The sequence below is a fragment of the Psychrobacter sp. MES7-P7E genome, from assembly GCF_002863645.1.
In the GTDB taxonomy this organism is placed as follows: Bacteria; Pseudomonadota; Gammaproteobacteria; order Pseudomonadales; family Moraxellaceae; genus Psychrobacter.
Map to the genome: position 1 here is coordinate 71,348 of NZ_PJBU01000115.1, position 26,213 is coordinate 97,560.

Annotated in this window: 19 protein-coding genes; 5 read left to right on the top strand and 14 right to left on the bottom strand. The window is 43.3% G+C overall.

Going from position 1 to position 26,213, the window contains the following annotated elements; genetic code table 11:
• The first annotated feature begins 65 nt into the window (after positions 1 to 65).
• Positions 66 to 1,601 (top strand): amidophosphoribosyltransferase, encoded by a 1,536-nt coding sequence (purF, locus tag CXF62_RS13500; RefSeq protein ID WP_102094783.1) that lies wholly within the window; start codon positions 66 to 68, stop codon positions 1,599 to 1,601.
• 119 nt (positions 1,602 to 1,720) lie between these two features.
• Here purF and CXF62_RS13505 read toward each other — a convergent pair whose 3' ends face one another.
• The 6 genes from CXF62_RS13505 to yajC form a co-directional block, all read right to left on the bottom strand.
• Positions 1,721 to 2,080, bottom strand: coding sequence for an AzlD domain-containing protein (locus tag CXF62_RS13505; protein WP_102094784.1), 360 nt, complete (start codon positions 2,078 to 2,080; stop codon positions 1,721 to 1,723).
• Positions 2,070 to 2,801, bottom strand: coding sequence for an AzlC family ABC transporter permease (locus CXF62_RS13510; RefSeq protein WP_228153251.1), 732 nt, complete (start codon positions 2,799 to 2,801; stop codon positions 2,070 to 2,072). The genes CXF62_RS13505 and CXF62_RS13510 overlap by 11 nt, the downstream gene beginning before the upstream one ends.
• A gap of 155 nt (positions 2,802 to 2,956) precedes the next feature.
• Positions 2,957 to 4,363, bottom strand: a complete 1,407-nt coding sequence (locus CXF62_RS13515; protein ID WP_102094785.1) for an MATE family efflux transporter — start codon at positions 4,361 to 4,363, stop codon at positions 2,957 to 2,959.
• 231 nt (positions 4,364 to 4,594) lie between these two features.
• Positions 4,595 to 5,857: a protein translocase subunit SecF gene (gene secF / locus CXF62_RS13520; RefSeq protein ID WP_102094786.1), complete on the bottom strand. Its 1,263-nt coding sequence runs from the start codon at positions 5,855 to 5,857 to the stop codon at positions 4,595 to 4,597.
• A 9-nt stretch (positions 5,858 to 5,866) separates the two neighbouring features.
• Positions 5,867 to 7,744, bottom strand: coding sequence for a protein translocase subunit SecD (gene secD, locus CXF62_RS13525; RefSeq protein ID WP_101205370.1), 1,878 nt, complete (start codon positions 7,742 to 7,744; stop codon positions 5,867 to 5,869).
• 392 nt (positions 7,745 to 8,136) lie between these two features.
• On the bottom strand, positions 8,137 to 8,466 hold the full coding sequence (gene yajC / locus CXF62_RS13530; protein WP_057759529.1) for a preprotein translocase subunit YajC: 330 nt from the start codon (positions 8,464 to 8,466) through the stop codon (positions 8,137 to 8,139).
• 547 nt (positions 8,467 to 9,013) lie between these two features.
• Here yajC and CXF62_RS13535 point away from each other — a divergent pair.
• The 3 genes from CXF62_RS13535 (at position 9,014) to CXF62_RS13545 (ending at position 14,428) form a co-directional block, all read left to right on the top strand.
• On the top strand, positions 9,014 to 10,312 hold the full coding sequence (locus CXF62_RS13535; RefSeq protein ID WP_102090979.1) for a CNNM domain-containing protein: 1,299 nt from the start codon (positions 9,014 to 9,016) through the stop codon (positions 10,310 to 10,312).
• 385 nt (positions 10,313 to 10,697) lie between these two features.
• Positions 10,698 to 11,192: a hypothetical protein gene (locus CXF62_RS13540; RefSeq protein WP_101205368.1), complete on the top strand. Its 495-nt coding sequence runs from the start codon at positions 10,698 to 10,700 to the stop codon at positions 11,190 to 11,192.
• A gap of 245 nt (positions 11,193 to 11,437) precedes the next feature.
• Positions 11,438 to 14,428 carry a LysM peptidoglycan-binding domain-containing protein gene (locus CXF62_RS13545; RefSeq protein WP_102094787.1) on the top strand — a complete coding sequence of 997 codons (2,991 nt, stop codon included), beginning with the start codon at positions 11,438 to 11,440 and terminating at the stop codon, positions 14,426 to 14,428.
• A gap of 157 nt (positions 14,429 to 14,585) precedes the next feature.
• On the opposite strand, the gene CXF62_RS13550 is transcribed toward CXF62_RS13545, so the two are convergent.
• A complete protein-coding gene (locus CXF62_RS13550; RefSeq protein ID WP_102094788.1) occupies positions 14,586 to 15,794 on the bottom strand; it encodes a transglycosylase SLT domain-containing protein in 1,209 nt (402 codons plus the stop codon).
• Between the two features lie 1,093 nt (positions 15,795 to 16,887).
• Positions 16,888 to 17,712, bottom strand: a complete 825-nt coding sequence (locus tag CXF62_RS13555; protein WP_102094789.1) for a Nif3-like dinuclear metal center hexameric protein — start codon at positions 17,710 to 17,712, stop codon at positions 16,888 to 16,890.
• A gap of 380 nt (positions 17,713 to 18,092) precedes the next feature.
• On the opposite strand from CXF62_RS13555, the gene CXF62_RS13560 reads away from it, so the two are divergent.
• Positions 18,093 to 19,418 (top strand): S1C family serine protease, encoded by a 1,326-nt coding sequence (locus CXF62_RS13560; protein WP_102094790.1) that lies wholly within the window; start codon positions 18,093 to 18,095, stop codon positions 19,416 to 19,418.
• A 168-nt stretch (positions 19,419 to 19,586) separates the two neighbouring features.
• Here the strand turns inward: CXF62_RS13560 and yfaE are convergent, their stop codons facing one another.
• From yfaE to nrdA, 6 genes are all read right to left on the bottom strand, one after another.
• The gene (gene yfaE, locus CXF62_RS13565) at positions 19,587 to 19,856 is read right to left on the bottom strand and encodes a class I ribonucleotide reductase maintenance protein YfaE (protein ID WP_101205363.1); all 270 of its coding nucleotides are present in this window, start codon (positions 19,854 to 19,856) and stop codon (positions 19,587 to 19,589) included.
• A 172-nt stretch (positions 19,857 to 20,028) separates the two neighbouring features.
• Positions 20,029 to 21,162 carry a class Ia ribonucleoside-diphosphate reductase subunit beta gene (nrdB, locus tag CXF62_RS13570; RefSeq protein WP_102094791.1) on the bottom strand — a complete coding sequence of 378 codons (1,134 nt, stop codon included), beginning with the start codon at positions 21,160 to 21,162 and terminating at the stop codon, positions 20,029 to 20,031.
• A gap of 97 nt (positions 21,163 to 21,259) precedes the next feature.
• Positions 21,260 to 21,631: a hypothetical protein gene (locus tag CXF62_RS13575; protein ID WP_102094792.1), complete on the bottom strand. Its 372-nt coding sequence runs from the start codon at positions 21,629 to 21,631 to the stop codon at positions 21,260 to 21,262.
• Between the two features lie 49 nt (positions 21,632 to 21,680).
• On the bottom strand, positions 21,681 to 22,127 hold the full coding sequence (locus CXF62_RS13580) for a hypothetical protein (RefSeq protein WP_145990561.1): 447 nt from the start codon (positions 22,125 to 22,127) through the stop codon (positions 21,681 to 21,683).
• A complete protein-coding gene (locus tag CXF62_RS13585) occupies positions 22,117 to 23,406 on the bottom strand; it encodes an AAA family ATPase (RefSeq protein WP_102094794.1) in 1,290 nt (429 codons plus the stop codon). The genes CXF62_RS13580 and CXF62_RS13585 overlap by 11 nt, the downstream gene beginning before the upstream one ends.
• A gap of 252 nt (positions 23,407 to 23,658) precedes the next feature.
• Positions 23,659 to 25,935 carry a class 1a ribonucleoside-diphosphate reductase subunit alpha gene (gene nrdA, locus CXF62_RS13590; RefSeq protein WP_102094795.1) on the bottom strand — a complete coding sequence of 759 codons (2,277 nt, stop codon included), beginning with the start codon at positions 25,933 to 25,935 and terminating at the stop codon, positions 23,659 to 23,661.
• Positions 25,936 to 26,213 lie beyond the last annotated feature (278 nt).

Genomic DNA, 26,213 nt, shown 5'->3' on the forward strand with positions numbered 1-26,213 from the left:
ATACTGTCGTTAAGTTTGCCGTTATTGTCGTACTAATGTATGAGTCAAAATAGGATATAGCTATTATGTGTGGAGTCATTGGAGTTGCAGCTCACGAACCAGTCAATCAGATTCTTTATGACGGTTTGACGATGCTACAGCATCGCGGGCAAGATGCAGCAGGTATTGTCACTTTGCAAGATGGGCGACTCTATCTACGTAAAGAAAATGGCATGGTACGTGACGTATTTATGAATCGTCATATGATGAAACTGGTTGGTAAGTTTGGTATCGGTCACGTTCGTTACCCGACAGCTGGTACTTCTAGCAGCGCTGAAGCGCAGCCATTTTATGTCAACTCACCATATGGTATTACCCTTGCGCATAATGGTAACTTGACCAATGCTGAGAGTTTGGCCAAATCTTTGTATATCGAAGATCGCCGCCACCTTAATACTGACTCAGATTCTGAAGTACTGTTAAACGTACTGGCGCATGAGATGCAGAATCTAGGCAAAACACATCCAACTGCTGATGATATCTTTGAAGCAGTAAAAGCCGTCTATAAACGCTGTGAAGGCGCTTATGGCGTTGTCGCTCTGATCACTGGTCATGGCTTACTTGCATTCCGTGATCCAAACGGTATCCGTCCACTTATCTTTGGTAAGCGTATGGCACCGAATGGCGGCACTGAGTATATGGTTGCCTCTGAATCAGTTGCATTGACAGGTTCTGGCTTCACTATCGTTCGTGATGTAAAACCAGGCGAAGCAATTTTCATTGATTTGAACCATAAGCTACATACGCATCAGTGCGTCGAGCAAAAAGAATACACGCCTTGTATCTTTGAATATGTTTACTTTGCTCGCCCAGATTCGATTATGGACAATATCTCAGTTTATAAATCACGCCTACGCATGGGTGAAAAACTGGCAGATAAAATCCTTGCTGAATGGGGTGATGATCATGATATCGACGTGGTCATTCCAATTCCAGATACGTCTCGTACTTCAGCGATGGAGCTGGCGCTAAAAATGAACGTCAAGTACCGTGAAGGGTTTATGAAAAACCGCTACATCGGTCGCACGTTTATTATGCCAGGACAGCAGCAGCGCAAAAAATCAGTTCGCCAGAAACTAAGTGCTGTGCCGCTAGAGTTCAAAGGTAAAAACGTACTGTTGGTTGATGATTCTATCGTTCGTGGTACGACCTGTCATGAAATCATTCAAATGGCACGAGATGCTGGTGCTAACAAGGTGTTTTTTGCCAGTGCTGCGCCACCAGTGAAATTTCCAAACGTATACGGTATTGATATGCCCGTACGTAGCGAGCTTATTGCTTCGGGTAATAGCGTTGAAGAAGTGCGTGATATCATCGGCGCCGATCGTTTGATTTTCCAAGATTTGGATGATTTGATTGACGCAGTAAAAGATACCAAGCATAGCCGAGTAGAAGGCTTTGATTGTGCGGTATTTAACGGCTGCTACATCACTGGCCAAATCAATGAAGCGTATCTTGATCACCTGCAAGAGCAGCGTAACGATACTGCCAAGACTGGTAAAAAAGGTGTACAAATAGTGGCTGATACCCCAGTTGATATGATGGGCGTAGAAGAGCTTTAAGTCGTACTAAAGCCATTATTCTGAAATAAGAAAAAGCTAGATTCTGAATAGAATCTAGCTTTTTTATGTTTAAAATATAGCCAATGGTACTGACGTTTATATAAATGGTCGAAACAGTTTTAGCCTAAGAAGCTGTTAAATAACCAAAATAGACCATTGATTGCTGCTATACCGACAACCATACTGACCAAAAGCTGACGGCTGATATGATAGATAAACAATACCAAAATAAGTGCGCCGATTTGTGCCATTAATAGATGCAACTCGGTATCGCTTAAAGTAACAGTCGTCGATAGGTCTTGATAGGAGAGGCTAGTCAAAATAAGTAATACCATCACTGATAATGGCAAGCTCTCATTTAATCGATGTAGCCAAGGTGTATCTAGCAGCTTTCTAGGTATCAGTGCGGGTAGCGCACGAGTGATAAAGGTCACAGCTGCCATGGCAAGCGTAGCAAAAATAAGATAACTACTGGTCATAAGAGTCTCCCGTCTTTTGACGCTCTATCCAAAACCCACGTACCAAGATCATAAACATACAGATAGTGATGGCTACTAGTAGCAACCAGTCACTGGTAAATAGCGAAGCAATGATTAAGCCAAGCACGGCAATACCAATGGGGAAGTAGCGTTTGATACTTTGAAATTGCTCATAAGCGAGAATTGCAAACAGACAAACCAACGCAAAATCTAAATTTGGCACCCAGTCACTGAGCGTACTACCAATCATTACGCCAACCGTACTCGCAAGCACCCACCAACTTTGGTTAAAGAAGCTGATAGGAAGTATTAGCGCTCGTCGTGACTCATTTGGCAAGCTTGTCATGATCGAAAAAGTCTCATCAGTCAAAGCGAACAGACAATACGTCTTGGCCAGCTTATTTTTTGGTAAATACTGTAATAACGGCATACCATAGAATACATGACGTAGATTAATCGCAGCAATATTGGTGGCGATATTGCCAATCGGTAGGCCCGCGCTCAGCATTGGCAGACAAGCATACTGAGCTGCACCAGCATAGAGAACGATACTGAGCATAATCGTTGCCCATATCGGGATACCTGCTACCTGTGCGAGTACACCAAAGGCAATACCGGCAGGCAAATAGCCCATAGCAACTGGCAAGCTTTTCTTAAAGCCCTCAGCCCAGTGGTAACGGTTTTCATGTTGATGGCTTAATTCATTTGAATGAGTATTCACATAACATCCTAAATTTTTCTTATGATATTTTTATAAATCTATCGATATAAAAATTATTGATTCAAACGGTATTGCTGTAAAATTAAAAAGTGAAAGACGAGCTTAATAAAAACGTTCTATCGAAAATTGATAGAGCAAACATAGTATAAAATTAACTAAGCTTCAGGTTGTAGTTTTTCATAGCTGTCAGTCTGATTGGCACGGTACAAAAACCCACCTAGAATGACTAGTCTCAATAATAATAGACACCACACGCTAAGCCAAATACCTGTCATATCCCATTGTTGATAGAGCAGCCAACTCAACGGAAAGAAAATAGCAGCCAGTATCAGCGCCGCATTACGGATCACGCTACCAGCCGTCAAACCGAAAAATATCCCATCCAGCCAATAGGCACCAACACCGACAAGAGGCAATAATACAGCGTATAAATGGTAGTCATAGGCGAGGGTAAACACCGACTCAATATTGGTCATAAATCCCAAATACGTAGGCATCGAAAGCCACCAAATGGCGCTCAACATGATAGCAAGACCATAACTAACCACGCCTGTACGCTTCACAATAATACGAAAACGTGGCCAGTCACGTCGCCCTGCGGCTTGCCCACTCAATGTTTCAGCAGAGACAGCGACACCATCTAAAGCGAAGGCAGATATGCTTAATACTTGCAATAAAATAGCGTTGGCGGCCAGTATGACATCACCGCTTTGGGCAGACAGTCGAGTAATCCAAGCAAAGCTTAGCGTTAAAATAAGAGTACGTACAAAGATATCTTTGTTTAAAGAAAATAGCCTAAGCATTTTTTCTTTCGTAAAATACTGTCGATCCGCTTTGAATAATACAGCCCACGATATTTTTAGATGTTGGCGGCTCAACCATAATGCCATCAGTATTCCAAACCAAAATGCGATAGTGGTTCCTAGTGCGACACCAGCCAATCCCATCTGCATTGCAAATACAAAAAACAGAGTCAGTACGATATTAAGTACGGCAATAAAGCCTTGCTGATAAAGCATATAACGGGTCTTACCTTGTCCTGCAAACCAACCAATAAATGCAAAGTTCATCAGTTCTGCGATCACGCCCCAAAAGCGTATGTCTAAGTAGGTTTTTGCTGCGCGTCCACTTTCAGGATTAGCTGACAGTGCTTTTAAGCCAAAATCAATCAGCCATGGCTTTGCGAGTAGCAATATTGCTCCAATAACAAATGCCAATAGTAACGCGCGCTGTAAGATAGACAGTAAAGGCGTAGGTGCTGATACAGCTGATATATTGCTATTATTATTAGCCAGTTGTCCCAATGCCTGCGCAGCAAGCCCAGATGATGCATACTGCAAAAAGTTAAAGCTAACAAGCAATAGCGACAGCAGCTGTATGGCCAAACCCATACCAGCAAGTTTCGCCGTGTCATTCATATTGCCGACAATGGCCGTATCAATGACGCTCTGCAATGGCATAGCCAAATTAGCCAGTAGCACAGGCAGCGCAATCGCGATAATACGCTTATAGCTTGTATCAATAGGTGGAATCGCGTGAGAAGTTTCGGAATTAGCTGACATGGGTGGCTCGTTTATACTTAGACGATAAAGAGGTGTGTTCGTTAAATGATAATAGACTCGTAAGGCAGTACATTTAATATAAGAGACAAAATAGCTATAAAGACAAAAGCACCTAGACTCATTATTCATGAGTCAGGTGCTCTTATTTAAACATTGTAGCTGTGCACTCAGTAGGTCTATAAAGATTGATGACACGCTAGTTCAGCGTATCAATCCATCTAATATACCTTACTAGACGTTGTCTTGCTCAAACATTTTTGGATCATTGAAAGTAACGATTTCTTCTTCAAACTCTGGTTTTACTTTTACGATAAAGTCATCACGCGACAGACCCATGCGCAGCGGAATCGAGCTGGCAATATAAGTCGATGAGTAAGTACCCGCAAGCAAGCCAATAAACAGAGCTACTGAGAACCAGTATAACCCATCACCGCCCAAGAAGAGCATGGCTAGTACGACCAACAAAACAGTTGAAATGGTCATAATCGTACGGCGTAGCGTCTCGGTCAATGACAAATCAATCGTCTGTTCTGGCGTAATTCCGCGAACACGGCGGAAGTTTTCACGGATACGGTCATAGACAACGATGGTATCGTTCAATGAATAACCAATCAATGCCAATACCGCAGCCAATACTGTCAAATCAAACGGGAAGCCGAATAGTGCAAATACACCGATGGTTACGACGGCATCATGGAACAGTGACAGTACGGCACCTAGAGACAATTTGAACTGGAAGCGTAGGGCAACATATCCAAGCATACATACCAGTGCCAATACCAATGCCATGACTGAGTTTAAATAAACCTCATTACCAACTTGGCTACCAATGATATTCACGTTGCTAATCGTAGCGGTGTTGCTAGGTAGTGCCAATGCTTGCGTCAGATTTGCGCTTAGCCCATCGACGTTATCAGACTGAGGGGGCAGACGTACCAATAGCTCTTCACGCGTACCTAAGTACTGTACAACCGCATCATCGAAACCATTGTCTGCTAGTGCTTGTACGACAGCAACTTGCTCAACAGGCTGCTCATAACGAACATCAGCGGATACACCACCAGTAAAGTCTAGTCCTAAGTTCAGACCATTTACCGCGATAGCAATGATACTACCGATCACCATAAATAAAGATAGTAGTGCCATCGGCTTTTCTATCTTCATAAATGGAATGATACGCTGGTTACCAACCGCTTTGATGCCACCTTCAGCGACAGCTGCTGCATCATCAGCGGCGTCGCCTGATATTACGTCAGAATCAACAGCGGTAGACAGCGCTTGACTGTCTTTGGCATTTTGACCTTTACCACCGCGACGACTAGGGCTTTTGCCTGACTTTGCGGTAGTAGGGTTATTGGTTTTAGTATTGCTACCTTTACCATCACGACGCGGTTTGTTACGGCGACGCGTACTTGCATTGGTCGTCTCACCGTTTGAGCCATTTCGATCAGGATTATTCTGCTGTTCTAAAGGGTTGTTATTATCGATCGCCATAATATTCTCCTAACCGATGCTCAGACTTTTGATGGATTTACGCTTACCATAAGCAATTTGTACCAGTGCACGTGTCACCAAAATAGCGGTGAATAGCGAGCTGACAATACCAATAGCTAGCGTAATCGCAAAGCCTTTAATCGGACCAGTACCAATCGCAAATAGGATAAACGCGACCAATAAGGTTGTAATGTTGGCATCAAAAATACTGCTAAATGCGCGATCGAAACCTGCCACAATGGCTGATTTTGGCCGTACACCATTGGCAATCTCTTCTCGTATTCGCTCAAAAATCAGTACGTTGGCATCAACTGCCATACCAATGGTCAAAACGATACCTGCGATACCAGGTAGGGTAAGTGATGAACCCAAAATTGACATAATGGCAATGATAATAATAACGTTAACAGCTAGCGCAACGTTGGCAATCACACCAAACAAGCGATAGAAGATAATCATAAACGCGAAGACTAGTAGATAGCCGACCTGCGTAGAGAACAATCCTTTATCGATGTTTTCTTGACCGAGTGATGGACCAATAGTGCGCTCTTCTACGAAATACATCGGTGCAGCAAGTGCGCCCGAGCGTAGCAATAGCGCAAGCTCGGCTGCTTCAGCACTACTATCTAGACCAGTAATACGGAACGATGAACCCAGTACCGCCTGAATGTTGGCGCGGTTGATGACTTTGGTTTCAGCATAAGGTGTGCGTACTTCAGTCGTCTCACCAGTCGCTGGATCTTCTTCGTAAGTGATTCTTTGTTTGTTTTCAATGAACAATACAGCCATCTGTTGACCAACCGCTGTACGAGTGGCGTTCTGCATGAGCTTGCCGCCAGCACTGTCCAAGGTAATACTTACTTCAGGTAGACCGCTTTCATCCAAGCCAGTTTGCGCGTTGGTTACTTTGTCCCCGGTGACGATCGCTTGACGATCTAACAATACAGGCGGGCCATCAAGTGTTTCGAATGGGAATGCTTCTGTGCCTGCTGGAGGTATGCCGCCAGTATAGGTGTCGGCGTCTTCTGCCACCATACGGAACTCAAGGTTTGCAGTACGACCAAGTACACGTTTCGCTTCAGCGGTATCTTGTACACCAGGTAGCTCAACGACGATACGGCTAGCGCCTTGCGACTGTACCAAAGCTTCGGTAACACCCAGCTCAGCAATACGGTTACGTAGAGTCGTTAAGTTCTGGTTGACCGCGTAGCTATTGATTTCGTCAAGTGTCGCATCGTTATACGATAAGACCAATGCAGGACCTTGATCATCAATAGAAGACTGCAAGTTGAACGTATTGCTCATCGAGCCTTGTAATACGTTTTGGGCACGGTTACGAGTATCAGTATCAGCAAAATGCAATACCACGCCGCGATCTTCGGTTTTGATACCTTTGATTGCTACTCGCTCAGCACGTAGCTCACGTCGCATATCACGACTGGCACTGGTCAAACGCTGTTCAAGCGCCTTGTCCATATCGACTTCGAGTACAAAGCGTACACCACCACGCAAATCGAGACCAAGCTTCATCGGTCTTGCACCGATATCACGTAGCCACTGCGGGGTCGTCTGTGCTAGGTTAAGGGCAACGACATAGTCTTCGCCCAAGTTTTGACGTAGCACTTCTTGCGCTTTTAGCTGATCGACTGGGTTGTTGAGGCGTACCAGCGCGCTGTTGCCCTCAAACGTACCATCGTGGTTATCTAGACCTGCCTCTTCGAGTAAGCTTTGAGACTCGGTCAAGATACCTTCAGATAGCTGAGTTCCTGCGGCTGCGCTCGTAATCTGCACAGCAGGTTCGTCAGGATAAAGGTTGGGGGCAGCATATAGACCGGCAACGAGTAGCACGACGGCAATTAGTAAGTATTTCCAAGCGGGATATTGCATAATCACTTCTTTAAGTTGATAAACGACTGGCGACGTAGGCCACAAGTTAGCAGATGGGAAGTTAGCGATAGCAACGGTCGAGTGCTATGTTCAGCAGCCGTCATCATGCACCATTGCGATCATCCGCGATGATAGTAACGCATAAAACAGTAAAGCAAATAATACAGATGTCTATTTATCCGGTCACCAAAAATCATATGGCTGACTTGGATAAAGATAGGACATCTGAACAGTAAGCCTAATTTATATAGCAATTTTACCTTACTGTGTTAATAGCGAAAAATGACCGTAAATCATATACGGTCATTTTTTAGTCATTACATTCGCTAATGTGACGACTATCGAATGTTCACTAATAAATTTTCACTAATAAAAGCTAGTGAACATTCTAATTAGACGCTTTCGATCGTGCCAGCAGGTAATACTGAAATAACAGAAGCACGTTGTACTTTCACGTCAGTATTGTTGTTTAGGCTCACAACGGCATAATCGCCTTCGATTGCTTTGATACGACCCATTAAGCCACCAGCAAAAATGATTTCACTACCAACGGTCAATGCGTTAACCATGGCACGGTGCTCTTTGGTACGCTTAGACTGCGGGCGAATGACCAAGAAGTAAAAAATCGCAAAAAACGCAACAGGCAGTAAAATCTGACCGAATAGACCTGCAGCACCTGCAGTCTCTGGTGCAGCATGGGCAGCTTGAATAAATAAGCTCATAATATCTCTCAGTAAGTCATAGACAATAATAAAATTAGACGCATAGTAACAAAAAATCCCAGACTTGGTAACTGTTAATCATAGGCTGAGCGTGTTTTTCTTAGCGTAAGGCATACTATCAGCCAATGGGTAGGACAACAATGTTTTCACTATATTCAGATAATCTATATAAAGCCTCAGGCTAAATAGCTGTCATGAATTGGCTAGTAAAGATGTCGTCATACAACCGTTAATAGTAGGGCAATAAAAGTCATCAAAAAACAAAAACTTAAAAATGGTGACTTATTGTGAAATGGTATCATCAATGCTACTATCAAATGGCAATGATTGCCTGGATTTAGTATGCTACATATTGAACCATATTACGGCTTATTGAAGCATAGTATGGCTTTGAAATAGCGATTAAATCAGCTTTGAGTAACTATTTATACGATAGACAGATGTCTTTTATTACTTTGTTAAAGATAATCTAAAAATCAATATAAATTGCTCATGACATTATCTTCCTTTTACTCTTTTTAGGTTACCTAACTTGTTCACCACTTTTATGTTTGTACCTCGTTTATGTCGTCCGCGCGCTCATCGTAAAGACGCATCTGCAGAACCTCCCCCGAGAATGACTACTAGTTCTCGATTTGGTTATACTTCTTTTTCAGCACTATCTGCATTGGCAATTCTTATGCTACCGCAGGCAGTGTGGGCAGCTGGTGCTGTATCAACATCCAGCGAGGCGGCAGCACCAACTGCGCTTAGCGTTTCTTTATTGATATTTTTTGTCTTACTCGCTATTGGCGTTTCTTTTGTCTGTTCATTAGCAGAGTCTGTTTTGCTGAGCATGACGCCATCGTTTATTGCGGATGTACAAGAAACCAGTCCCAAAAAAGCAGAAATGCTTAAAAGCCTGAAAGTGGACAATATTGACCAGTCACTAGCCGCTATTTTAACGTTAAATACCGTTGCCCATACACTTGGCTCTATCGGTGCGGGTGCACAGGCTACGATCGTCTTTGGTAGTGCGTGGTTTGGTCTGTTTTCTGCCCTCATGACGCTTGCTATCTTATTCTTGTCTGAAATTATCCCAAAAACACTAGGTACAGTTTACTGGCGTCAGCTAAGTGGTTTGGTTGCTTATTTCGTTCGTGGCATCATCATGCTGCTATACCCATTAATCTGGTTCTCAGAGCGTCTGACAAAACTATTGGTACGTGGTAAAGAGCCGCAAACCTTTAGCCGCCGTGAGTTTGCTGCCCTTGCTAGTATCGGTGAAGAGTCAGGTCAAATTGACCCACTAGAGTCGCGTATCATTCGTAACTTGCTCGCGTTTGGCGCGATTAAAGTCGAAGATATCATGACCCCGCGGTCAGTGATGCTTGCATTCGAAGAGAATAAAACCGTTGCTGAGCTATTGGTTGATCGTCCAAAACTGACATTTTCTCGCTTGCCAATCTACGATGGTGATTTGGATAACATTACAGGCTTTGTCCTAAAAACCGATATGCTACTGGCTAAAGTTAATCATGCTATGCACAAGCCGTTGACGCAGTTTCAACGAGACATCACTTTTGTTTTCTCTAAAATGAAGCTGTTTGACTTGTTAGAGTTGATGCTAAAAAACCGTATTCATATTGCGATTACAGTCGGCGAATATGGTGAAGTTAAAGGGCTTGTCACGTTAGAAGATGTGTTTGAGACATTGTTAGGTCTTGAAATTGTTGATGAGATAGACCGCGTCGAAGACATGCAGGCCTTGGCTCGCCAGATGATGGATAGACGGGTAGAGCGTTTGGGCATGAAGCTCAGCGATGATGAGCAGTATGAAGATAGTAATAACGAACCTAAGTCTTAACGAAGCCCTAACTATGCCTTCATGAAGCCACACTCTAGCGTTGATAGCTTAACCATAAGTGTTGACGGTTCTAAAGATTGGTGGTTTAAAAATGGTCAGCTCATTATGGGCTGACTATCAAACTAGAGCTGCAAAGCATCTAACCGTTTAAGCTAGGATTTATAGCATAAAGTGTTAAGAACATTTGATTTGATAGCTTGGGTTTTTATTCGCAATAATTACACAGGGTGTCACATGGCTGTGAGAATTCGATGATAGGCTCGGCATATGATATGAGTATACTTATATAGATATATCTATACAGATATACTGCCAAAATAAATGATAAAAGAGCGTTAATCGTCACTATATGACACTAACGAAAAAAATATCGCTAAGGATTATCATGAAAAAATTATTGGGAAATAGGCTATTAGCTCTATTGGTGAAAAGCGCTAGCATCACTGCAATTGTAGCAGTAGCCAGCACCATCAGCATCAATGCACAAGCGGCAACTATGACCGAAGATTTGGTACAGAACTATGCCGCCGCAATGAAAGCATCAGCGAATAGCCAAAGTATCAATCAGGTATCGCGCCTAGTATCGGACGACGCGCTTATTTCTTTATCTAGAAAAGGTAAATCTACTAGTTTAGACAAAGACGCGTACTTAAAGCTGCTTCAAAACAGCTGGAATGATACGTCTAATTATCGCTATGATATTTCGGTAGACAATGTGGTAATTACTGGTTCACAAGCCAAAGCCAACGTGACGACTAATGAGAGCTGGGTAAAAAATGGTCAGCAAGTATCATTTGTTACCACATCTCGTGTGACCTTAACCTTGTCTACTGGTAATGCAGTGCTCTTGCGCGCAGTATCTCAGGTGGCTATTAATTAAGTCATCATTGATCAGGCAAGATTCAAAATACAATAGGTAACATAAGCAATAGCTGATTGAGCTAGCTGCGATTTCAATCTATAAAAAGTCTTAGTTGGCTAATAATAGTCATTACTTAGTTTTATAGGCTACTTGAGCGTCTATTATTATCTTTTATATTAGGCTAGTCTTTGCTTTACATTGCATACTATACTATCTATCAACTTTATCTTATTAATTTCTGTCGTTAGGAAACCTCCAATATCATGTCTACTGTGCTATCACACTCTCGCTCATTTATTGCGTTGCCATTGACGCTTGCGGTATCCACTTTACTGATTAGTGCGTGTAGCAATACATCAGCGGTAAAAAACAAAGGTGCGACCAATAGCTCATCTGTCATTACCAAAAGTCCTGCCAGTCAAGGGGCTAATACAGGTAGTGCAGACTACTCAACTGCGTTTTTGGATGCAGAGAGTTTGGATGAGTTGGCTGACTTGTTAGAAGCCACTGACATGACCATGGTAGAAGGTAACCAGCTTGCTATTCAGCAATATGGTGATTTGTGGAATCGTCTACGCGCAGGCTACCGCATGAATGGTGGTAAGCCAATCTATAATCAGCGCATTGAAGGTCAAAAAAGCTGGTTTACCAGTAGACAGGATTATCTCAATCGCCTAACTGCACGTGCCAGTCGTTATATCTATCATACGGTACGAGAGGCAGAGCGTCGCAATATTCCAACAGAGCTTGCCTTGTTACCAGTTATCGAAAGCTCTTACGATCCAAGTGGTACGAGTAGTGCGGCAGCTGCGGGCTTATGGCAGTTTATTCCAAGTACAGGCCGTATCTATGGCTTGAACCAAAGCAGCACTTATGATGGTCGTCGCGATGTGATCGAATCGACACGTGCTGCCTATGACTTTTTGACAGCACTGCACAACCAGTTTGGTAGTTGGGAGCTAGCATTGGCTGCTTATAACGCTGGACCTGGCCGTGTACAAAAAGCAATTGATGCCAACGCAGCGCGCGGACTGCCAACAGATTACTGGTCACTTCAATTACCGACTGAAACGATGAACTATGTGCCGCGTTTCTTAGCTGTAGCTGAAATCGTCGCCAAGCCTGAGCAGTATGGTGTGTATTTACCCGCTATCGCTAACCGTCAGCATTTCCGTAGTGTACCAGTTAACTATGGTGTGAGCTTGGCAGAAGTATCGCAGTTAACTGGCGTTAGCTACGATGAGCTAGAGCGTCTAAATACTGCACTGACATCAGGCCGTGTTGACTCTTCAGGTCCGCAGCGTGTCATCATTCCTAACGACGTCAGCCTCAATGCCGATGCCAAATTAAGTGGGCTCAGAGGTAACGGTACAGGCAATGTGCTTGCATCAAGCAACGCAGGTAGCTCAAGCACGACAGCGACTACGCCAAGCTATAATAACAAACCCTATACTGCCTCATCTCTACCATCTACTGGTAGCGCATTGGCTGATTATGCGGCTAGCGCAAGTGTACCTCAGCAGACTACCAGCTATATCTCACCATCTGCGACGCCAACTAGCAGCTCGGTATACAGTGGCAATTCCTCAGCTCGTACTGAGCCACCACTGACCACAGCAGAGACTAACAAAATCAATGCTGAGCTTAAGAGTAGTAACAGTCTACCGACTACCTCAGCTCAGATTACTCAGAACAATACGATTGTCCAGGAGCCACCGCTTAGCAAAGAAGAGCGTGATTTCATCGCCAATCAAATCCGGAGAAGTACTTCTGAGACCAATGTTATCAATGCTGATGGCAACATTAATCTATCAGCCGTACAGACGCAGCAGTCTATCTTAGAAGCGAGTGGCGCAGAGAAAAAACTTAGCTTTGCTAAAACCTCGGTAAGTAAGCCAAAACCTCAAGGCACTCGTACCACTTATACGGTCAAACGTGGCGATACGCTCTCGAACATTGCGAGTCGAGCAGGGGTTAGCTGGCGTGATATCGCAGAATGGAACCAGATAGATGCCAGTGCCAATTTGCTCTCTGGCAGTACGTTATATCTATATAATGCCAAGACTATCGAGCCATTGAGTACTGCTAATAACGCCGCCGCTAGTCAGCCTGACAGTTACGTCGTACAAGGCGGTGATACGCTTATCGGTACGGCTAATCGTTTTGGCTTATCGGTCACTCAGCTAGCCAGCTATAACAACCTGAGCAGCCGTGCTGATCTGCTCAGAGGTCAGAAACTATGGCTCATACCGGGTAAAGTGACTACACCTGCGACGACACCTGCAGCGCCTTCTACCAAGCCGAGTAAATCAAGCACTGCGACCAAAAACTATAAAGTAAAAGCAGGGGACGGATTAATTGCATTGGCACGTCAATTCAATGTGTCGACAGATACTTTAGCCAGTCTCAACGGTATCAACAGCACAAGTTCGCTATATGTTGGTCAGACGCTTAAAGTGCCAGCCAGTGTTGATTTCGATGCTACAAGTACGACAAGTGCTAGTAGTAGTAACAGCTCAAGCTCGGTCGCGACCACCAATTACAAAGTAAAATCAGGTGATACGCTGATTGGTATTGCGAACAGCATCGGAGTGAGTGCAACGGAGCTGGCTGCAGTAAATAACAATTTTGATGCAAAGGCTCGCTTGCAACGTGGTCAAACGATTAAAGTTCCTGCTACTAAAGAGTTGGTTGACCGTCAGCTGAATGACAAAGCGGTCAGCTACAAAGTAAAATCAGGTGATACGCTAACGGGTGTCGCTAAACGTTACAATATTGGCTTAAGTGATTTGGCATCAGCGAATAACTTGAATACCAACTCGAATCTGATATTGGGCCGTACTATTACCATCCCTGCTAGCGGCAGTGTGGCAAGTGCATCTAGTAGCAGCCAAAGCAGCAGCTCTGCTAGTAGCAGCAGTAGTAGCTCAGCAAGTAGTGGTACGAAATTAGGTAATACTGAAAGCTACAAAGTTAAATCTGGCGATGGCCTAATTGCTCTAGCACGTCAGTTTGGCATCTCGGTAGAGGATTTGGCGGCGACCAATGATCTAGCGACCAATGCTCAGCTACAACGCGGCCAAACACTTAAAGTACCAAAAGCGACAGTAAGCTACACGGTTGGTTCGGGCGACAGCTTGATTGGTCTAGCACGTAAATATGGCGTCTCAACACAAGAGCTGGCTGATATGAACAATATCGCCGCTGATACTATGTTGCAGCGTGGTCAGCGTCTGACTGTACCTAATCGTTAACGAATAAGATATTAATGGATACCGTTTATATAAGGCGTCACTAATATTAATCGTATCGCACAAAAAAGCTGCTCTTTATAAGAGCAGCTTTTTTTATTCAATAAAAATGACTTACTGTTAGAAGTTAGCTTGAGAACCGTTTAGTAATAGCTACAAACTAGACCGTCTGAGTTTTAATAGTCTCAAGATAGCTTCGGATATTACTGACATAGTGCATGGCTTGACCATAGCGGCTATTCGACGCTCTATTATCTGCTAAATAAGCATAGACGTTCGCCCAGCTTTTATCATCGATACCTTGAGCTCGTAGTTCACGTTGGATTCTTTTTACCGCATTGGGACCCATGTTATAACCTGCAAGGGCAAACCAGATACGGTCAGTTTTTGGCACATCGGAGAAGTCTGCTTTCACTTGCTCTAGATAGCGTGCACCGCCACCAATGCTTTGGTAAGGATCGACACGGTCTGAGACGCCCATCGCTTTTGCAGTGTTATTGGTCAGCATCATTAATCCGCGTACGCCAGTCGGCGAGACAGCGTTGGCATCAAGGTGTGACTCTTGATAACCCATCGCGACCAGTAGTTCCCAATCGTGATTATAATTGCGTGCTTGTTCTTCAAACGAAGACTGATAGTCCGGTAACTTTTCCGTCAACGTTCTCTGGAAATGATCCTGACTATAGGCATCTTTAAGCAAGTTTTGATTGTAGAACGCGGCAAGTTTTTGTGTATTTTTTAGCTTGATGCTATCGCACAAAAAGTAACTGGCCTTTCTTGATAGTGGATCATTGGATGAGCTAAACGTCCAACTTACCTTAGGATGTAGACCATTTTTAGTCAGACTAGAATCATAACCACAGCTGACGTTGATAGACGATAGGTTCAGCTGGCTTTTTAGCTTAGTGCTAGCCGTAGTCAGCGCCATGTCAGCGTTGCCGGTTCTTAGTGCTTTTAGTGCCGCTTCTTCACTGGCATAGGCTTTTAGATTGATATCGACACCGAGCTCGTCGGCATAAGTGCGCACCAGATCAAACCCAAAACCATGCTGGAAGCCATCGGTAGCAAAGTAAGTGCTATCGCCTGGTACCGCAGCAATGGTCAAGGTATTCTCCAGCATGACATTGTCGTAGGCTGGTACCGATGTGTTCATGGTCGTCAAACTCTCAGCGGGCAACGAGAGTAGAGCGATACTAGAGATTTGTGCCAGCTTCTTGGTTCTGGCAAAACGATTAGACGCAATAGGGGTAACGGATGAAACGATGTTACTTTTGGTGTTCAGTAGGCGTTTAGATGGACGCAGTAAATAAGAAATACGGCGTTTGGCCCCTTGCGCAGATACTTTTACACGATAAGTAATACGCTGCATGGATGTCTCCTGATTTTAGCCATCCTTCTTACCGCAAAAACACGTATAAATATATGTGCATGATATTGACATATATCGATATCGTGTCTTAAATAGAGTGGCATTTTTAATAGGATAAATGCCGCTCTATCTTGTTTGACTATAGCGCCACTAGCGTACTCTCTCTAAGAGTTAGTGGGATAGTTTGTCGTCAGCCAGCTATCAATATGTCATAAGAGCGTTCTAAACAGTCTTTATAAGTACTGGTTTAAAATACTGAACGCACAACGACATGAAGGATATAAATCAGATGATTCCTTCATCGATAACTAAATATGGCTAGTGGCCAAACAACTATATATCAAACATAGGTAAGGTCATGATTAAGTTATTGAAACAAAGACATAGCTTGAAACATTGATGTAAGGTTTTGCCAATGAGGCAAATACAGTCATCTGTTTTAACTATGCTAACTTTGATGGCTGGCTATACTCTGAATCACTAATATTAAGTTACTAGTAATAGGATAGCTGGCTACTAAAGTTGTTTGTCCAGCGATGAGGGTAAGCAAAATAACCAGAATTGATAGTTTATAGCGGTCTATCAAACTGACTATGTCATACCGTCATCGCGACACCAAAAATAAAAAAATACCATGCTGCTAACATACATAGTGCAAACATAGTATTTCAATGGGTAGCAGTTTAAAATCTTATCGCTGATATAGCATGATAAAGTCCTAAACAACTACCATCATTATTTTGGTGCCATAACCGGAAGCTGTAATAATGGGAAGTTTCATGACAAAACGTTCTTTCTTACGGGTAGTAATATGCGGTTACTAATTGCATTATTCAAGTGGAGTTAAGAAAAAAGCGATAAAACTTAACAATTGAGATATAAACGGTTAATTTTCCAGATATTTGGTACATAATAATCAAAAATAGAATAACAAAGTTTAAATAGTAGTCAAACTAGACTTTATGCTTATGGTGTGACTATAGCATTAGCAAGTCTAGTTTGGCTTTTGAACTATCGTTTTCTCTAGAAGTTTTTCTCTATAAATTTTTCTCTATCAATGACCACCGTTTCAACTGGTCTGTAAGTGGCTAGTTTATGCTGGATTTTCGATATCGATGAAAGTAACTGGCAGACCAAATTTTTGAGCAACTATCTCTCCTAACGCCTGAATACCGCCACGCTCCGTTGCATGATGACCACAAGCAAAATAATCAATCCCAAGCTCACGCGCGCTATGTGTGGTACGCTCAGATATCTCTCCTGAGATAAACGCATCACAGCCCATGCTAGCCGCTTGCTCAATCATATCTTGCGCACCGCCCGTACATATACCCACACGTTCTATCAGCCTGCCATTTGTCTGAGCAGATGAGTCTGCATGATACTCAGCTGAGATATGTAATGGCGCGCGACCTAAGGCTTGAGTCATGGTGGCAATGAGATCGTCAGCAGTTTGCGGTGTACAAGTAGCGATATTGCCAACAGGATGGGATTCGGTAGGATAGAGCGCACCAGTAATCGTCATGCCGAGCATGTCAGCAAGCTTTGCGTTGTTGCCAGAGATAGGGTGCGAGTCAAGCGGTAGATGATAGCCAATCATAGAAATACCATGTTGCATCAGCTTGCGCACGCGTCGACCCTTCATCCCAGTGAGCGTAGCAGGTTCGCCTTTCCAGAAGTATCCATGATGTACCATAATTGCATCGGCATTGTCAGCGATGGCAGCATCAATTAGAGCTTCACAAGCCGTGACACCAGTGACGATACGTTGAATCGGGCGTCCACCATCGACTTGTAGACCATTTGGCGCATAGTCTTTAAACGCGCTGGTAGATAAGTAGTCGTCACAGAACTGTGTCAATGCCTGAGCGCTAATGCTTTGAGTATTGGATTCAGCTGTCGTATGATTTGCAGTCATTATGTTTTCCTGTCATCAATAAAATGTATGTCGTAAGGTGCTGTAGATTAACTAAGCAAAAATTATGTATTATCTGTCATGTTTGAGAGTGTTTGGTTTTGGACTTCTCGCTTTATGTTCAATTCTCGAAATGTTGAAGTGTCGAGCATCGTAAAAGCTATTTTAACATGCCGTTGTAAGCAAGCAGACAAGCTGGATAACTGAAATGGTACACGATACGTTACTATTTACTGGTATTGCGGTTATAATTTATATACGTGAGTCTGCCTAGCTGTATAGCATTTGACCATCTGATGAATGGGTCAACACTAGCTAAGCGGTCGCCATTATCTCACTTCGTTTTTCACTGTCTGTTTGCAATAAATTTATAGAGGTTTTATATGTCGTCATCCCGGAACACCAATAACAAGACGTCTTTATTAAAATGGTTACCTTGGGTCTTATTGCTGCTAGTGTTGGCAGCGTTTATCTGGTTGTTCACGAGTATGAAATCGACGTCGGAGGCCACATGGGAGCCGCCGAGAACCCCGCCTGCGGAGCAGCAGGCAGCAGAGCCAGTGTCGGACACGCCAGCGCCTATTTCTTCTTATCATAATGCGGTGGCGCGTGCATCGCAGTCTGTGGTCAATATCTATACGACGCAAACGATGACCGAGCATCCTTATATGGATGATCCTGTACTGCGCCGGTTTTTTGAATATCATGGTGGCCCATCACAGGAGCAGGGCAATACCAATTTAGGCTCTGGTGTGATCGTATCAGAAGATGGCTATATTGTGACTAATGCCCACGTAATCGAAAAGGCCGATGAGATCACAGTCGCGTTCAATGATGGTCGTAAGAGTCGTGCCAGAATTATCGGTACAGATCCTGATAGCGACCTAGCTGTGATTAAGGTTGATATGACAGGGCTGACACCACTTGGCTTCCGCGAAGATCCGATTCGTGTAGGGGATTTGGCCTTAGCAATTGGTAATCCGTTCGGTGTGGGTCAGACAGTGACGCAGGGGATTATCTCAGCGACTGGTCGTACTGGACTGGGCGTCAATAAATTTGAAGACTTTATCCAGACTGATGCGGCGATTAATCCGGGTAACTCAGGCGGTGCACTGGTCGATGCTCATGGCGAGCTAGTCGGTATCAATACCGTGATATTCTCGCGCTCTGGTGGCTCGATGGGTATTGGCTTTGCGATTCCAACGGCACTGGTTGAGCAAGTGATGAATGCTTTGATTAAAGACGGCCGTGTCAGTCGTGGCTGGTTAGGTATCGAGATTCAGTCACAGCTACGTGATCCAACGCAGTTAGAGACATCAACAGGCGTAGAAGTACTAAACGTCATTGATAACAGCCCAGCGGCGAAAAGCGGTCTACGCGTCGGTGATATCGTCCTAACCATCGACGATGTCGAGATGACAGATGCCAATACCTTGATTCAGTATGTTGCTCGTAAGCCACCAAATACTGAACTGGATGCACAAATATTGCGTCAAGGTAAAAACGCCCAAGTAAAAATCACGCTAGAAGAGCGTCCAGCACAAGAACCACTTGAGCGTCCTGTCGTACTACAAAATGAGAGCATGGGCGGAATGGAGCAGCCAACCATCCAAGGCGATGAAGAAACGCCAATGATGTCAAAGGCAGAGCGTGATCGTATGCGTGAAGAGCTGATGAAACTGTTTGAACAAGATGCCGCATCGCAGTAAGTTGTGGTGGTTCTTATCACTAGGTGCTGACTCATTATGTATATATGAGTCAGCACATGCATTTAGCTGATAACAACAAAAAGCGCGCTCCTTATCTAAAGGAGCGCGCTTTTTGTTGGAGCTGATTGTTTGAATTTTAAAGGCTAGGTTTATCTATACGTAACGCTGCTATAACTTTTCGATTGGGTCATGATTGATATAAATAACGCCTTGCACACGGCAACAGCAGGGCAAGATTTCATCTTCTTCAATCATCGCCAGTGGGTCAAATGGATAATCGACCGTATGCGAGCTAGCAATACGTTTGACTCGGCAACTACCACAATAGCCTTCGCGGCATTGATAGTTTACCTCGTGTCCGGTGCGTAGCAGTCCATCTAGTAGACTCTCGTCATCGTGTAGATAGAACTGCTTTTTACTGGTCATTACCCAAGTCATCGTTAATCCTATTGGGATATGTTTATGCTATTGCTATCCCTACTATTAACCCATAAGACGATTACCGCGGTAGAAATTTTATAGCTTCAAATCTCTACCGCTCAAGCCTTTATCATTCAAAGCCTTTCTAGCTCAAAGCTCTTATAATGTAGATTCTTATAGTTCAAAGCTCTTATAATTCAAAGTCATCAAAATCACTGTCTGATAAGTCAGAGTCAATCTGACCAACCAAGTACGAGCTAATCTCGGTCTCTTGCGGTGCTACCTGCACATTGTCAGACGACAACCACGTGTTGATCCACGGGATTGGGTTTGATTTTGAGTTCGGGAACGCCGCTGGCAAGCCGACGGTTTCCATACGCAAGTTAGTGATGTATTCGATATATTGGCAAAGGATGTCTTTGTTTAAACCAATCATTGAGCCATCTTTGAACAGATAGCCTGCCCATTCTTTTTCCTGCTCAGCAGCTTTACGGAAGATTTCAATACTTTCTTCATAGCACTCTGCGGCAATATCGACCATCTCAGGATCGTCACGACCGTTACGCATGAGGTTCAGCATATGCTGCGTACCAGTCAAATGCAGCGCTTCATCACGAGCGATTAGCTTGATGATTTTGGCATTACCTTCCATCAATTTACGCTCAGCAAACGCAAACGAGCAGGCAAATGACACATAGAAACGAATGGCTTCTAGGACATTGACCGCCATGATGCACAGGTACATTTGCTTTTTCAGTGATCTCAAATCAACCGTGACTTGCTCGCCATTGATGTTGTGCGTACCTGGGCCGTACAGGCTATAGAGCTGTGAGTTGCGATACAGCTCATCATAGTACTGAGCGATATCAGAGGCACGGCCTAAGATGTGCTCGTTTTGCATAATGTCATCAAAGATAATATTTGGATCGTTGACGATATTACGAATGATATGCGTATAGCTGCGCGAGTGAATGGTCTCGCTAAATGACCATGTCTCAATCCACGTCTCAAGCTCAGGGATAGACACCAGCGGCAGTAGCACGACGTTTGGACTACGACCTTGGATAGAGTCGAGTAGGGTCTGGTATTTGAGGTTGCTCAAAAATATGTGCTGCTCATGTGAGGATAGATTGCTAAAGTCGATACGATCGCGTGATACATCGACTTCTTCTGGACGCCAAAAGAACGATAGCTGCTTTTCAATCAATTGCTCAAAGATAGGGTGCTTTTGTTGGTCGTAGCGCGCCACGTTGACTGGCTGACCAAAGAACATCGGCTCTTTTAGCGCATTGTTTGGCGTTTGAGAAAAAATCGAGTAAGTCATGGGACTGCCTTTATAATTGATACGGTTATTAATTTATAGGGGTTTGACTGGTTTTGATTTGATGTTATGACATGTTTTTGGATTATAGCGTTTTAGCTTAGAGGTTCTCTAGTGATATCTGCGACGACTCTTGCCCATCGTTCATATAGGCTTTGAATATCTCGCTCAGCTCACTATCATCGAGTGCTTCTAATTCATCAAGCGCGCTTTTGCGTAGGGTACTCACATCAGACTCTTCTGCTGCTGTTTTTAAGTCTTTTTTAGCCGCTCTCGATGCTGGTTTTTTGACTGCTTTTGCCACGCTTTTTTTGGCGATAGTTGTCTTTGGTGCTTCATCCACACCTAACTGCTGACGCACCTCTGCAATATCAACCTCGACTTGTACGATATGCGAGCCACCATCGTTTAGGTCTGAAAATACGTTTGGGATAAACAAACCACCGTCTTTGATGATTGCGGTATATTGCACATGACCTCCGTCGTTTTAATTCTATCTGTAGGTTTTAATCTTAACAGGATTAAGGCGTAGCAGAGTTCTTGGAATTCAAGCAAGAACTAGTTTGGACTACGTCTAACAAAGCCTCGATCTCCTTATTTATATTACTTAAAATTTGCTTCTGTAACCCTAGCGTCAGTTCTTCACAGATGAAATTACACAATTTCGTTTTATCTAGTGAACTAATTATTGATTTGGCGCCATAGTCATCCACCTTTGACCTCTCATGATAAAAATCTTCCATTTCACTAACTGAATCTGTATTTAAAAGACTTTCAACGCCCTTTTTAAAGGTAGAGTGAACTCCCTCACTCATTCTTCGAATATATATATTGCTATAATTACTGCTTGGCTTTTTCGTATCATTGTCGAATAAAAAGACTACTTTACTCTTAACTAAGTCTTCGTTTGCCTTAAAAAAACTAATTGCATTATTAAGTGCACTATCACCCGTATTCTCAACATTCACCCGTATTCTCAACATTATTTTTATCGTTTATTCGCCCAATCCATTGAAATTTAAATGGCAACTCTGACTTACCAAAAATACGCTTAGCTGTATTAAAGTATTTTTCGTCTGTTTCACCTTCTAAGAATACTGTAGTACTATTAGAAAATGAATCAAACTCAATTGAAAAAGCTTCCTTGACAGCTTGCTCATTAGTCCAGTTAACAAATTGGGGATTTTTTGCTATATAGGTTTTTCCTATCTCATTTTTTCTAAGGACTATAACTTTATCGTTATTACGATTGGGGTTATGAATAATGAATGGCGAATGAGTTGAAATGATTATTTGCGAGGTTTGACTACCCTCAGAATCTGTAAACAATTTCTTGAAGAAATCTAAAGATTTAATTTGCCAGCTTGGATGTAGACTAAGTTCAGGTTCATCAATTAATATTAGTGCGCCTTTTGAGCTCTCCTTATTTCTTAGTAAAAACCCACCTCTAAATACTATCTGTTTCTCACCAGAGCTTAACTGATTCAGAGTCATTTCGTTACTACCTTCGCTAAAAATAATTTCTTTACCCTGTGGTGTGTTTTCAATTCGCTCATATTTTTTTGAAGGAAACATGTAGTCAAAAGCATTTGTAAATCGCTTCATTTTTACATTCTTAATTTCATCAGGAGGAACTGACCCTGAATTATTCATAACCCAATTACTTAAATCTAGAGCATCCAAAGTTTGAATATCAACAAGTAATTGAGCCACATCTGTCGCTAGCTCCGTATTTGAACTGATACTCAATCTGTCAGAGTCTATATCAGATGTTTGGACTGTTGTAATTGGAGCTGAGTCAAAGTTAACTTCAGAATTAGAAAAGATAGATTGAAGCATAATTTTATTATTATTTAGTTCATACGAAGGAATTTCAAGCCTTTGACCACTGGTTAAAACGTTTTCTACCTTTATAGCTTTCCAATCATTTGGGAAACTAGAATCTAGTGTAATATGAAATATCGCTCCATAATTAACTACAAAATTACGAAGTCTAGCTTCATGTGATAACTGTTGAACTTGTTTTTCTGAAAGCTCAATCTCAAAGGAAACTATTTTACAGCTCTTCCTATTTGGCAGCTCATACCTTGAAAGTTCATGAATATCATTCATTAAACGAGATTTACCAACACCGTTTTCTCCAGCAAGAATTATGGTATCGATTACATTACCTTCATTATCGGTAAAATCAAATTCAGTATTACCGAATAAAGAATGGTCTTGGTATCTAATTTTACGAATTTTCATAATCTGTATTTCTAGAAGTTTTAGGTTGATATCAAAAGAACTATGTCTCCAAGCAAGTGTTGCCTCGAAAAAGCAGTTTATCCTTGATGGTAGCGAGGTTCTGTTAAGTTAAATTGCGATGCGAACTAGCTAGAGATAGTGTGTTGATAGCATCAACACACTGAAACTCGGTAGTTCGTATGCCACTAATCAAGCAGATACAATCGAATGGCGAATCTAACCCAAAAGCCAAACCCGCCATCTATCAAGAACTTAAATCTTACATGCACCGCCAGCGCAGTCATCTTCCATATCCGCTTGGGCATCGTTCGCACCATCACGAGTGTTATGGTAGTACAACGTCTTCACACCCATTTTATAAGCGTTTAGCAAGTCTTTTAGCAATATCTTCATCGGTACACGGCCACCAGCATAACGAACTGGATCGTAGTTGGTGTTGGCAGAGATACTTTGATCGACGAACTTCTGCATGATAGCGACCAGCTTTAGGTAACCGTCATTGTTTGGCATTTGCCATAGTAGTTCGTACTGATCTTTTAGCTTATCAATCTCAGGCACGACTTGCTTTAAGATACCATCTTTTGACGCTTTGATAGAGACCAGACCACGTGGTGGCTCGATACCGTTGGTCGCGTTGGCGATCTGACTAGAGGTCTCAGACGGCATCAAGGCGGTTAGGGTAGAGTTGCGTAGACCGTGCTCAGTGATCTCGCTGCGTAGCGTTTCCCAATCGAGATGTAGCGGCTCTTGGCAGATTTTATCCAAGTCGGCTTTGTACGTATCAATCGGCAAGATACCTTGTGAGTACGTGGTCTCATTGAACGCAGGGCACGCGCCTTGCTCTTTTGCCAATTTGTTTGACGCTTTCAAGAGATAGAATTGCAATGCTTCAAACGTCTGGTGGGTCAGACCAAGCGCGCTGTCGTCAGAGTAGCGTGCGCCATTCTTAGCCAAGTAATACGCATAGTTGATTACGCCCACACCTAGCGTACGGCGACGCATGCTGCCGTTTTGAGCGGCTTTTACTGGATAGTCTTGATAGTCGAGCAGGGCATCAAGCGCACGGACGATTAGCTCGGCTGGCTCTTCGATGTCGCTGACGTTTTCGACTTTACCCAAGTTGACCGCTGATAGCGTACAAAGGGCGATTTCGCCTTCTTCGTCATTGATATTATCAAGTGGCTTGGTTGGTAGCGCGATTTCCATACATAGGTTTGACTGGCGAATCGGCGCAACCGTCGCGTCAAATGGGCTATGCGTGTTGCAATGATCGACGTTTTGAATATAGATACGACCCGTGCTAGCACGCTCTTGCATCATCAGGCTGAACAAATCAGCGGCTGGGATCTGACGGCTACGTACGTTAGGATCATTTTCGTACTTGGTATATAACTCTTCGAATTTGTCTTGATCTTCAAAGAACGCATCATACAAGCCTGGCGTGTCACCTGGTGAGAATAGCGAGATATCTTGGCCTTTGATTAGGCGCGTGTACATCGTTTTGTTTAACTGGACGCCGTAGTCCATATGACGGACACGGTTGTCTTCGACGCCGCGGTTGTTTTTCAGTACCAGTAACGACTCAACTTCTAAATGCCATAGTGGGTAGAAAAGAGTCGCAGCACCGCCACGTACGCCGCCTTGTGAGCAGCATTTAACAGCAGTCTGAAACAATTTGTAGAACGGGATACAGCCAGTATGCTGTGCTTCGCCGCCACGGATCGGGCTACCAAGGGCACGGATACGACCTGCGTTGATGCCGATACCAGCGCGCTGTGATACATAGCGTACGATGGCGCTAGTGGTGGCGTTGATAGAGTCTAGGCTATCACCGCATTCGATCAGTACGCACGAGCTAAACTGGCGCGATGGCGTACGCACACCTGACATAATAGGCGTTGGTAGTGAGATTTTGAATTCTGAGGTTGCATCATAGAAACGTTTGACGAAATCAAGACGATCTGACTTGTCGTATTGGCTAAACAAGCACATACCGACGAGCATATATAAGAACTGCGGGCTCTCATAGACAGTCTTGCTCACACGATCCTGTACTAGGTATTTGCCTGCCATTTGCTCAACAGCGGCATAAGCAAGGTTCATATCGCGCCAGTGATCGAGATACTCTTCTAACTCATCAAATTCAGCACGGCTATAGTCAGCTAGGATATGCTGATCGTATTTTCCCGCATCAGTCAAAGTTTTGACATGATCATACAGATGCGGCGGGGTAAATTTGTTATAAGCAATCTTACGTAGATGGAAGATGGCCAAACGCGCAGCCAGATACTGATAGTCAGGCGTGGTTTCAGAGATTAGGTCGGCGGCAGACTTGATGATGGTTTCGTGAATATCACGAGTCTTGATACCTTCATAAAACTGGATGTGCGACTTTAGCTCAACTTGCGATACTGACACATTTTCTAAACCATCAGCCGCCCACGCGATCACCTTGTGAATTTTGTCTAAATCAATAGGCTCTAAACGTCCATCACGTTTGGTTACTTGGATTTTGTCAATATGTGTCATGCTGGCCTCTATTTTGATTGCTTATTGTGATGCTGCGCGCCGAGTGGGCGGCAGACATTCTTTATAACGCTATTATGTGGGGTTGTGCTAGCTGGTTTTTTTGGACAAAAAGCTACCACTACTCATAGTGACGGTTAAAATCACTGAGTACTACATATAGCGTGTTTGTTAATTGGTAGGCACAATATAGCGGGAAAATTTTGAAAATACTATATTGATTTTAGAATAAAACTATGTTGCTACAAGGTTGTAGGCAGTCCAAATTTTGGCAAAGGACG